General features: G+C 44.5%; 11 protein-coding genes. 7 read left to right on the top strand and 4 right to left on the bottom strand.

All coding sequences use genetic code 11. The annotated features are described in order from the left end of the window. Position 1: 1 nt before the first annotated feature. From ACCI49_RS13560 to ACCI49_RS13575, 4 genes are all read right to left on the bottom strand, one after another. Entirely contained in the window at positions 2 to 484 is a 483-nt protein-coding gene (locus ACCI49_RS13560) for a hypothetical protein (protein WP_371839553.1), read from the bottom strand. A 251-nt stretch (positions 485 to 735) separates the two neighbouring features. Beyond that, on the bottom strand, positions 736 to 984 hold the full coding sequence (locus ACCI49_RS13565) for a hypothetical protein (RefSeq protein WP_371839554.1): 249 nt from the start codon (positions 982 to 984) through the stop codon (positions 736 to 738). A gap of 2 nt (positions 985 to 986) precedes the next feature. Then, positions 987 to 3947: a hypothetical protein gene (locus ACCI49_RS13570; RefSeq protein ID WP_371839555.1), complete on the bottom strand. Its 2961-nt coding sequence runs from the start codon at positions 3945 to 3947 to the stop codon at positions 987 to 989. Positions 3948 to 5744: 1797 nt separating this feature from the next. After that, positions 5745 to 7085: an MFS transporter gene (locus ACCI49_RS13575; RefSeq protein ID WP_371839556.1), complete on the bottom strand. Its 1341-nt coding sequence runs from the start codon at positions 7083 to 7085 to the stop codon at positions 5745 to 5747. 412 nt (positions 7086 to 7497) lie between these two features. Here ACCI49_RS13575 and ACCI49_RS13580 point away from each other — a divergent pair, with 412 nt between their 5' ends. The 7 genes from ACCI49_RS13580 to ACCI49_RS13610 all read left to right on the top strand — a co-directional run. Then, complete coding sequence (locus tag ACCI49_RS13580) at positions 7498 to 7926, top strand: DUF4174 domain-containing protein (protein ID WP_371839557.1); 429 nt, start codon at positions 7498 to 7500, stop codon at positions 7924 to 7926. A 423-nt stretch (positions 7927 to 8349) separates the two neighbouring features. Then, the gene (locus ACCI49_RS13585) at positions 8350 to 8997 is read left to right on the top strand and encodes an NAD-dependent epimerase/dehydratase family protein (RefSeq protein ID WP_371839558.1); all 648 of its coding nucleotides are present in this window, start codon (positions 8350 to 8352) and stop codon (positions 8995 to 8997) included. 85 nt (positions 8998 to 9082) lie between these two features. Then, complete coding sequence (locus ACCI49_RS13590; protein WP_371839559.1) at positions 9083 to 9334, top strand: hypothetical protein; 252 nt, start codon at positions 9083 to 9085, stop codon at positions 9332 to 9334. Next, the gene (locus tag ACCI49_RS13595; protein WP_371839560.1) at positions 9318 to 9932 is read left to right on the top strand and encodes an exopolysaccharide biosynthesis protein; all 615 of its coding nucleotides are present in this window, start codon (positions 9318 to 9320) and stop codon (positions 9930 to 9932) included. The genes ACCI49_RS13590 and ACCI49_RS13595 overlap by 17 nt, the downstream gene beginning before the upstream one ends. 530 nt (positions 9933 to 10462) lie before the next feature. Beyond that, entirely contained in the window at positions 10463 to 11266 is an 804-nt protein-coding gene (locus ACCI49_RS13600) for an iron-containing redox enzyme family protein (RefSeq protein ID WP_371839561.1), read from the top strand. Then, on the top strand, positions 11244 to 11681 hold the full coding sequence (locus tag ACCI49_RS13605; RefSeq protein WP_371839562.1) for a class I SAM-dependent methyltransferase: 438 nt from the start codon (positions 11244 to 11246) through the stop codon (positions 11679 to 11681). Before ACCI49_RS13600 ends, ACCI49_RS13605 begins: the two co-directional genes overlap by 23 nt. 58 nt (positions 11682 to 11739) lie before the next feature. Beyond that, positions 11740 to 12027, top strand: a 288-nt coding sequence (locus ACCI49_RS13610) for a transposase (RefSeq protein WP_371838736.1), incomplete at its 3' end; no start/stop codon positions are given.

A 12027-nucleotide genomic window follows, 5' to 3' on the forward strand; every position in this document is an offset into this window, starting at 1 on the left:
CCTAGCCATTGTCACCACCGTCCTCTGGAGGCTCTTCACCAGTTGAACTGATTTCAACCCCAATAGAGTCCAAGCTAAGTTGGCTGATGATTTGGATCGGACTTTGCGGGGTAGCTGAGACACCGAAACTATATTCATGGCTTCCTGTATCCACAGATAATTTCGTGATCGTAATATCTGCATCAAGAAAATCAAGCAGTCCTTGTCTTATATTATTCAATGGTGTAGGGGTTGTTGGGATACTTTCGATCACACCTCTTAAACCATTAGCAGGAAACGGTGGAGATAGATTGTCATCGAGCCAGGAAAGGAACTGATTGGCAGTTCCGAGCGTCACCGGTTGAGACAAGCTAAATTTAATCCCCTCCTGCAAATTACTCAGATCCTGACTGGTGATGGGAACTTTATCACCGTTGATATCAAATGTAGCGCTGATAATTACACCGACATCATTATTAGCTTTTTTGAGAGGGAGCCTAGTCATAGCGTTTACCTTTTATGTTGTTGCTTATTGCTTGTTACAAAAATTTCCAATTTATAAATCGGACAATGAAATCGATGAATTTTTATCTATTACATTGTCGCCCGCTAAATACCGACGCAGATACGCGAATCTGCGATTAATTCACAGACTCGCATCGATCTATGGCCAAGGGCAGCACATCCTTGTACCGCATTAATCCGTTAACTGGTTAGTTGGCTAAGTTAATAGTGATTTGCTTCTACGCAAGCAGGCTAATCTCTGTAAATATTGATCCTCAGATCTTCAAATACAAAGTTTCCACTTCCAAAAGGTTTCCAGGTACCTTCCACTACCACAGTCTGCGGGGGGGGGGGTTCTCCGGGCAGCCAGTCGACCACTTTATTCCACAGGGTAACAACAGCAGCTGGCCAACCTGTCAACGGCAGCAGTGGCAATGACAAGCAGTAGATTTGATTGAGCCTTAGCATTAGATCGTCGACGATTTTGCTAGAAGAACTCATGATTAATCATTCTCCGGTTTAACTGATAAAAACCATGCCAAGTTATTAGCATAGGTGGGAATGACTTGCCCCGGTGTTGTTGTTCCCGCAAAAACCGTGAAGTCAACCATTACCCCCGGGGGGAAACTGTAGCCAAAAGCGCTCAATTGAACATTATTGAACAATATGCCATACACGGTTTGACTACCGTTTTCCAGGTCGACTTTAAGCAGGTTGGCATCACCAAATGCTGTCTTCAGTACACCTTCGAGTTCAAAACCACCTGCACCGGCGGATAATTGTGGCAATTGGATAAAAAGTGCGGCGGCGTCGTTATCCGGTATGGTGGATGAAGGCCCCCAGGCCAAAAGCACCTTAGCTTCCAGCTTGGCATCCGCACCAAGAGCACCGAGCGAACCGAGTAACATGTCGTACTCCAAAGCATATCTCGGCGCGCTGGTAACGTAAGTGCTGGGCGGACTAGCAGCTTGGTCGGGAGAATCCAGCAATGCTGGCTGTACAAGTGAATCTGCATTGATTGGGTTGGATTCCAGCTGCAAGATATTCACAGCGGTAGATCCGGTATTGGTGGCATTAATTGCCTCTTCTTCACCAACAATAAAACGGCTGAATTTTAGCGGAATGCTGAACAGCAGACTATTAGGGCGAATGGCATCAGTACTCGGATCTGCAGTCATAGCCGTCAAGTCCAGAGTGACTCGTTTACTATCAGGCACCGTTATACCCACTTCACTAAGAGTAAAATCTACATCTACGGAAAGATTTGAGATTGCCAAACCTACACCGGAGTCACCCATGCTCCCATAAGAAAATAAATCCAGCTGATCACTGTCTGGGAACGGGTTGGGACAAAACCACAAGGCACCACTTAAACTGAAGCGCGCACTGACCTCGGTTGTATTTTTTTCTTGTACCGGCTCGCTGCTCACCGGTACCAGACTTGCCTGATTAAATACTACTTTCTCCAACACTCTTACGTTGGGCACTACTGGATCAATATTGGGATCATTTACCAAAAATTCGTATACAAACTCCTGCTCACTAATAAATGTCATCCGGCCGACACCGTCGCTACCGGCCTGATACTGCCCTTTGATACTCAAGGTGTTCGGTTTGGAATCAACAGGGGGATCGATCAATTGAACATCTCTACCCATCAATTGATTGAGGGTAAGTCCAACGCTGGTATTAAACTGCGTAATACTGGAATTACTAAACACAACCACCAGTGTTTCTGTTTCGTAATCCACTGGTGCATCACACAGGTCAGGATTCGAAGGCTGACCATTGCCGTTATAAAATATAACTCCAAACAAGGAAGATTGATCGATCTCTAATTTCCCAGACTTGGCCTCAACATCCATCATGTTGCCCTGAATACCCAAGTGATGAGCACGTAGGGGGCCATTAACACCTCCCAAGAGCATTTGTAAATCTGCCGGCATACCATTGCCATTAATGCCTGTGTTGAGAAATAATACTCCCGTCCAGGCCGGATCATTCACCAGATTATTAAAGTGTTCGAAAGGATCGCCGGGCACTGGTTGCTGGGCAAAGGTAATATAGTCATCGATCAGTGCTGAGGTCGCCTCTGGATCACTATTATAATGCTCTGCACCGGTCCATAGCCCCGGATTAGCAACCAGCTCTGCGACACTGGCTGTAGTATTAAACTTAAAAATCATAATGAGCTGTGCGTCCGGATTTTCACTATCAAAACCCAGCTCAAATTGAAAACCACTGAGAAAAATCGTCGAGTCAAAGTTCCAGCATTCAGAGGGCTCAGTCACGATAAAAAAAAGCTGATTTTGTGTCAGTATCAGCGACAGGTCTGCAGGGAATTTTGGAGGGGAACCATAGGATAAAAACTGCAGCTGGGTCTCCGGAATCGGAGGGTCGGCATTCAGCATAGCTGGCTGCTTGGCCAGCACCACTTTGTTCCAACTACCATCGTCATTGAGCTCAATTAGCAGCCCCTGGGGCGTAGTAGAACTAAGCATACTTGACGAACCCAGCAGACTGTCCCCAGGGAAAAATACCGGCCCTTCAGAATGTAAAGTCAATTGACCATGACGGGCACTGCTGAGAATGGTCGCCTCAAAGCGACTGATTTGTTCGCTGTTTAAAGGGGAAGGAGCGGAGAAAATACCGCCCAATGGCACACAGGGGAATGCGGCACTGTTAAATAAAGTTGCCAGACGAGCATCGACGCTATTTGAAAAGGGGCCACCATCCTGTTCAACAAAAAAGCTTCCAGAGCTAGGCTCGCCAAAGTAGTGCCCCTCTTCTGTCAGTACCTGCATCCAGGATGTGGTGTAGTCATTCTGAAGTAAATCCAAATTACTGGGTGGTGAGTCAGATGCAGGTCTGTTAACTGAGAACGATGGCGCATAGGCAGGCTGATCGTTAATAAACTGTATTTTAGTTCTCTCAGGAATTCGCAAGAATTCCTGTGTATAAAGCCCGGGCATAAGCTCTATCATCGAGTTCTTGCCATCAGCTTCTATATTTTCAAGTGTAAAAATCCCTACGGGCGAAAGATATAAGTTGCTGGGAAAGTGAGCGGGCAAGCCACTTATATCTTGATCCTGCATTTTTGAAAAGCCAAACCCAGCACCGATTTCGCCGTTGACGGGTAAAACTGTACCCGGATCATAGGGTGATAATTTTACCGGAGCACCTTCGGTAGTGAAAAAATAGCTGGAAGCAATGGCTTGGGCTTCTCTCGCCCATGCCGTATTACCACAACGATTTGCGACATCCAACTGTAGGCGTGTAGCGAAGAAATTCGTAGGAAGAACGGGGTTTAACCAAAAATCAAAACCGACAGTACTGTTTGCATCTGAAAAATCGAACATGGCAAATGGCGAATTTTTCAGAGACGATTCTTCATATATATAGTTAAACTTACATCCGGCTACGACTGCCAAATCGCGGGGATTTAACCCCACCAAAAAATTCAAGCTACCGGCAGAAACTCCAGAAAAGTACAAATTTATTGTCGGATTTACGGGAAATCTAACCTGTTGCATCCTGTAAGCTTCACTATCGGTATCATAATATAACAATCTGACTGGAAATACTTCTCTCGAAAAATGTAAAGCAGGGACACCCTCTTCCAACTCAATAAGTTCAATCCAATTATTGTTTGAAATCAGCAGATTAAGCTGTGACCAATAAAGGTTTTTAGAGGAATCCACCCTAAAATTAAACCCCGCCTTTTGTATATGGATAGCCGGTATATCATCCAGTATTGTTTGATTCTGCAGCCATACAAGCGCATGTGGGATAGTCTTGGAAAGGTCGGGAAAATGGGCTTTAGCTCTCTCGATGAAACCAGGTGCTTCTTGCTGGCTGACCTCTACGCCTATAAAAATATACCAACCTAACATATCTTTCCATGTGTGTTCGAGTGTAACTTTCGAATGCTGGAGCGAATGTTGGGGGCTATGCTGAGCGAGAATTGAAGGGGGTGATGAAAGTAAAAAGTATACCCACAGTGACTGCTTGCCAATACAAGGGCGATTCTCTGGTGGCGCTGAAACTAAATATAATCCTTGGTAAATTTCCGTTAACTCTTCTGATAAGGCGCCGGCAAAGCTTTTTGCTCCATGCTTCTCGCTCATATTGTTTTGTCCGAAATTAACAGAACGCAGTTTTCACCATAGGAGCACACAAACACCAAATTAACTTTCATTACCTCGCAGGCGATACTTATGGCTGCACAAAAGCTGCCTCATAAGATTTCCACCCTTTAAAAATGTTCCGATGCCCTATTGGTTATATATAGCGCCAACCTGAAGATATTTTCACAGCCTTAGCCGATAGTACCAGCATTCTGCACCGAAGATCAGCGCCTTCACTGACATATTCAAAAACCATATATTAATTTATAAATTAATTATTAGATGTTATATTCGTGAAAATACTTTTAGTTTACGTAAACCAGGTTTTGTGAGAGCTGACACCAACGATACTTGTAATAGATTGAAACCATTACACTGTATTGGGGACCTTTCTAAGAATGGCCCTAGAAGGGAAGTCACTGCGCCAGTAAGATCTCAAACCATTAAAAATAGAATTTTTTTATATACACCATTAACTGCTACAACTCTAGACCCACCCTAACTATGGTCAACAGTATAAACAATCACCCTTATTGAATTACCACTGGTGTCAAAAGGAAAGAATGCACTGCACCCGAGACCCACTGTGAATACATCCCTGTGTGCTCGTAATCGGCATCCATGCCTCATACAGTCCCGAGTGCAGTGCATTCTTTCTTTCCCTTTTTTTAGTATGTCATTAAAATTGTCAATACTCAGGGCTTTTAATGTTAAATATTTTTGAATCACGCTCGGAACACAGAAAGATTGTGGATTTCGTACCCAAGCCTCTTTATTTAACCCGGTTTCTTTTCGGCTCTATTATCTTATGGTCTCTATGAAAACGGCCCTCTTTGGCGCCAAGGCCATCATCTTGCAAGATCATATCAGCCGGAAAAAGCCCTAACCTTGGCTTATAAACCAGCCCCTCTACTTTCAGACACCCCTCTCATAAAACCTAGCAAACCATTTTTATTTTTACTTACGATATCCCATACCATCATCGCCATACGCTTTACACCGAATGCACTTGAAGGAGGAAAAGACCCTTTGCTGCTTCAAGGATGCCCTGCGCCGATATTGCCTCCAGTGCTAAAGCTTTTTATCAGTGATTTAGAAAAATTTATTGTACCAACAGAGACAGTGTTTTGATTCCTACTCACCTTGAACACACAGGGATTCCCTACCAATAAAGAATACTGCCACAAAGAGACCAGTCAAAACCAAGAAGGTATTTAACGAATACGCCCAGCTAATACCAGTAATAATATCCGGCGCAAACGCTACGACTGCGGCATTTAGTCCTAAACCCAGGGCACCACCGGCAACCCTAAACATAAATAAGATTGCGCTGGCAAGACTAACTCTCTCATGATCAACAATAGACACTACAAAAGTGGTAATAGCGGGATTAAACATTCCCATACCAAACCCTAGCAACACCATCCCCAAAGCGACATCTACATAATGTGATTCTACCGATAGGCGAGATAGTGAGAACATGCCCACCGCCATAAGCAGCACTCCCAAACAGATCAAAAATTTCGGTCCAATTTTCACGTATACTTTCCCAGTGAGAATAGAAATAAAACCAAAAGGAACCATAAGTGGGAGCAGGGCCAGGCCAGATTCAATGGCAGAATAACCATGAACTCTAGAAAAAAACTGCGGCATATACAGAATGGTGGCAAAGAACACGACAGAGGTCAGCAGAGTTATTACGCCTGCTGTAGAAAATTTTTTATTGACAATAATATCACTAGGTATAAGCGCACGCTCCCCCTTCCTTACTTGCAAGAATAAAAAAATACAGGTGGAAAGCATAAATACAATGAAGAAATACAGTGTTAGCAGGTGATATAATCCTAGTTCTGCTGCCACATACATACCAAATAAGAGGCTAAAAACCGATACCATCAATATTATCAATCCTGGATAATCAAGACCCACATCCTGCTTGACCAAAGTATCTTTTGGAACAAATTTCCAACAGAGAAAGACAGACAAAAGTGATAGCGGAATATTAATAAAGAAAATCCATCGCCATCCAAACGTGTCGGATAGGGCTCCGCCCATTATTGGCCCAATGGCATTGGCAATACCACATACAGCCATTATCAACCCTCCAACCTGGCCAGCCCTATCGGTGGGCATCAATGTATATGCCATACCTAAAATAGAAGGCCACATTAGAGCGGCTCCAGCACCAATAGCAACTCTGGAAACTAACAACATTACCGTGTTGATAGAAAGCCCGCCTACCAGGGAAAAAATCAGGAAAACTCCACTACCAATAAAAAACAACCTACGACGCCCATAGATATCTGCCATACGCCCGCCAGCAACAATCAAAACACCGAACATCAATCCATAGCCGTTGATAATCCACTGAGATGTCGTGATATCTATATTAAGATCACGCTCGACCGTGGGAATCGCCGGCGAAAAAGCAGTAAAATCGATTGTGATAAGAAAAAGCGCCAGATTAACTGCCACAAGTCCCAATCTTTGAGACTCTGAAAGGGTCATCTGGAAATATGACATAAGCAAGCCAGCTTACAAAAAGGGGGAAGGAAAGAATACACTACTGTCGCGACACACCGTGACTCGCAATCGGCTCCCTGTCTCTTAGAGATTCAGATGAAATGTATTCTTTCCCTTTGCTTTTTTAGTAGGAGTCCAACTCTCCGCCTAAAACAGTATAAACAATCCCGACCATAGAATAGCGCGCTTCCATCGAGAGCAATGCATTAAAGTAATCTTTTATCCCAATAGCTAGCGGGCAAACTATAATCATCTCAATCGGAAAATTTACCGCTCCCACTAGGTAGGAGGCAGACCAACAGAATTCCACACAAACCCAAGCGCCCTATTAGCAATGGTATTTATCAATAGCAGTGCGTTATATATGAAAAAACTTATATTAGTATTATTTATACTCTACACACCTTTTTTGCTGGCTGATGAAAACACTTTGCAAAATCTCAATCAATTTCAATGGAAAAACCGTGTACTTCTACTACACGATCCTTCCAACCCGCAGGAAACACTGCAAAACCTACTCAAGCTCTCCCCTCAATTTGCAGAGAGAAATCTATTGTGGTTTTTATTCTCTAATGGCAGTCTGGAAACAAACTATCCGGGAAATGTCTCCAGTGAGTTTGCGAGCAATATTAAGAGCCGATTCTTACAGGGTTCGGGTACAAAAGTCGTCCTGATTGGCAAAGATGGGGGCGTGAAATACAATGCCTCATCATTTTCTCCAGTGGAGATACTGAAGAAAATTGATAGCATGCCTATGCGAAGGCAAGAAAAGCAAAATGGGGAAGCACCCTAATCTTTCCAGTGACCTAAGAGGTTTATGACAATAACGGTGTTGAGAGTTGCCCTTGCTGCTTGCGTCTATTCGGTAATATCCTTACCCATTTTCAACATTGTAAATGCCCTGTTAAAGGACAGAAAGATATAGATCCCAACGGGGCCTATTACACCTATGGCACCGTTACTAAAAAGGAGGAAGGGAAGAATACACTTCATCTGTACTTCTAGGAAACATGGAGCCGCTTAGCAGCATATGGGGCGTATCCCTTACCTCCAGGCCAGTCGTAACCCCTTAAGCTAACGGGAAATGCAGCACAACGATCTGTCACCACCGACCTTTCGACCAACGCGACCCCATAAAATACCTGCAGTTTCGTGTATCTTCGTCAATGAAACGCCCGCTTTACTGTTTCATTGATATAACAAGGCACCATAATTCATGATAAACAAAGCAATCATCCTCGGCGCAACCGGCCTGATTGGCAAACATTTGAGCCAACAACTGTCCGTCGAGAACAATATTCACGAAATAGTCACCCTCACCCGCCGCCCGGCTAGCTCATCTATAGCTAAGATTCGCAACGAGGTGGTTGACTTTGAGCGCCTGGAGGACTTTGCACAGCTATTTCGCGGTGACTTGATGTTCTCGTGCCTGGGTACCACAAAGAAGCAGGCGGGTAGCCTGGAGCAACAATATAAAGTGGATGTGGAGTATCAATTCCGCGCTGCGAAGCTAGCCGCAGAAGCCGGTGTTCCCCACTACCTGCTGGTCTCCTCCAGTGGGGCAAATGCCAAAAGCAGCAATGCCTACTTGCGTATGAAGGGTGAACTTGAGCAGAAGATCCTAGCTCTGTCATTTCCCCGCATTAGCATTTTCCGCCCCTCACTGCTGGTGGGGGAGCGCTTTGATTCACGCCCAGCAGAGAAAATCGGCGCCATTTTACTACCCTGGATCTGCCGCCTACCCGGACTTCATCGCTATCGCCCCATTGCCGGCGCCCAAGTGGCGACTAAAATGGTCAGCGTGAGTCAACAAGGGGGTACCGGCGTTGAAACCTTCACCCTGGAGGAACTATTTTATAGCTAGCTCGCCCAGCAAAAAAAATAGGGGACTGGCGATCGGCGCTATAGCAGCAAAACTATCAGTAGGTACACACTTTCTGGTGAGCACTATGTTGTTGTTTGCACGCCCCCCCTCCGCACTATCTTTTACTTATCGGGCCTTGCTGCCACTGTCCGCTATTGACGATTGCCCTTCCGATCACCTGAACGACGCTCCCAACCAGTGCACCAATAACAACCAGAGCAAGGACTGGCACCTAAAGCATACCCCTGCTCCTTGGGCATTCAACGGTAAACAACAAATTGAACTCCAGGAAAGCTGTGTACTGGGACAGGCTAAATTATGTGTTCCAGCGTACTGAAGCCTCCCTCGCCATGACACAGGAAATCACAGGGCTCAGACAATTGCTGGAACAGATAGAATCCAGCTGCCAAGATACAGAGCGAATATCCCTAAAACTGGTACTGGAGGCCATCGGGCTCAGGTCTTATGCACCCTTCCTATTGCTTGTGGGGCTAATCCTGTTTTCACCATTGAGCGGCGTACCGGGTATGTCAACCACTATGGCAACCCTTCTGCTTCTGGTGGCAATTCAACTGTTGCTGGGACGTAAGCATCTGTGGCTACCCAACTGGCTACTGAACCGCTCTATCTCCCAAAAAAAAATGACTGGGGCCTTGCACTGGATGAAGAGACCTGCAGACTTTGCCGACCGCTGGATGCAGCCCCGTCTGGATTTCCTGGTTAGACGTAGCGGCACCTATGCAATCGCCACCATCTGCTCACTCATTGCACTGGTCATGCCGTTGATGGAACTGGTCCCCTTCTCTGCCACCACCGCCGGGTTCGCCCTGACTATGTTTGGTTTAGCCTTGGTATCTCACGATGGTCTTCTAGCCTTAATCGCCTTTACGATCACCGCATTATTAACCTGGTTGCTCGCCAGCGCGCTACTCTAAACTCCCAAATTGTTTTTATATGCAGGTTTGCTATTTTGCGAACAGTTTTTGGAGCATTTTTTTTCCAAAATACTGTGTAATAATTTTTAGCACAATTACGACTGATATTTAAATGACATTTTCTGTGCGAGCTTTTGACATCTAACTTGCTAAAAAGGCAGAGGAAAAACGTGCCGTTCTATGAGACATGAATAGCGATCATACTCATACAGGGATGTATTCACAGCGTGCTATGGAGTAAGAATATTTTTTACTTCTGATCCAGTAGTAGCACTCTGCATTCTAGGCCATATGAAAATTCATACGAAAGTGGTTTTCTTCGTTAAAAATCTGGTGACACTTATGCAATTAAATATAAGCTCTTTATCCAATTGATAAGTAAGGTTTTCTATATTGTTTAGATCTACAGAAGGGATAAAGGAGGAGCACGGAATGTTCTGTCGCTATAACATTTTTAGCTTATAGAGTTACGTAATTTTTCTATTTAGATAGGTCAATCATTAAATTAGTAATTAATACTGGGGATTCGTATGCGCCCTCGAAAAACAGCCTGGTTAAAACAGCTCTCGGAAGAGGCCCTGGAACATAGAGCAGTAAACCATCCATATCTTATACAGTTTGCTGAAGGCAGTCTACCAAACTTTAGATATGCAGTTGGAGATTTCGCTCAGCAATACGGATTTTACTCCTCTCGGTTTGTCAATATGTTGGCCGCTGTGATTGCGCGCCTGACATCAAGAAGTCACCGAAATGTCCTTCTGGAAAATCTTGAGGAAGAATCGGGGCATTATGATGAAACTGAACTTAATGAATTGGAGCGACACGGGATTAATAAAAGCTGGGTGCGCAATATTCCACATACAGAATTGTTCGAACGATTTAAGACCCGTGTAACAAAAAATGTCCCGCACATTCCCCAATCCGAAGAGGCCGTAGTCTGGTATGAAATGCTATCAGGTGTACTACTTCACGGGCCGAAAGAGGAGGCGATAGGAGCCCTGGGGCTGGGAACTGAGCACATTGTCAGCGCTATTTATCCGTATATAGAGAAAGGATTGAAGACTCTGTCTGATTTGAAGCTGGCAGATTACTGCTTTTTTCCTGTACATACACTGGTGGATGACAACCATACAGAGAGCCTTAATCAAGTTGCCCTGGATTTAGCAGGTACAGAGGAAGGACGAAGACACCTCCGTTACGGTGCGATAAAAGCGTTAAATCTTAGAGCTGCATTTTGGGATGGCATGCTGGATCGTGCAATCAAGGGGCCTGATAATACGTTCATCAATAGCGCTCAGAAGGGAGTTGGAAATGGATCAATCTATATCAACTGAAGCAATCTATAACGCTCAGGCGGTCAACTGGCTACGATCAGAAAAAATAATGCTGAGTGATTACACTGCGAGGCCTTGTGTTTTACAGGAACTGGGTGATGTTGCTGGTCAGCATATTTTGGATATTGGATGTGGAGAGGGCTATATCTCCAGAATGATCATGGAATCCGGTGCCAGCTCCCTATTCGGCCTTGACGTCTCTGCTGAAATGATTTGCCAAGCAAAATCTATGGCAGCTGAACTTGGACTACATAAAGCTAATTATGAAGTCGGAGATGCTGTCAACTTTAATCAATACTCCAGGACTCAATTCGACCAGGTAATTGCTGTATTTCTGTTCAACTATTTAACAGTTGAGGAGATGATACAAGTGATGACCAAGGTAAGATCACTACTTACATCTGGGTACCTCTAAAAATTCACTAATTTCCGGTAAAATAGCCTAAACGCTCACTAGTAAAGGTTATTGTCAAATGCAGCCGAGTTTTTTCGGTCTTGATGACCGCCATCGCAAGCTAAATGAACGTGATCCACTGGTTGCTCTTCGTAAGTTGATTGACTGGGAGGACTTCCGGAGTACTTTGAATAAAATCCCCACACTTCCAAGAAAGAGTAATGCTGGAAGAAGACCCTTTGATAAGGTACTGATGTTCAAGGCACTTGTATTACAGCATTTATATAACCTATCGGATGATGAGCTGGAATATCAGATACGCGATCGATTTTCATTTTGTCGATTTCTCAGCCTAAACCCGGAGGAC

Source organism: Microbulbifer epialgicus (genome assembly GCF_041447265.1).
Classification (GTDB): domain Bacteria; phylum Pseudomonadota; class Gammaproteobacteria; order Pseudomonadales; family Cellvibrionaceae; genus Microbulbifer; species Microbulbifer epialgicus.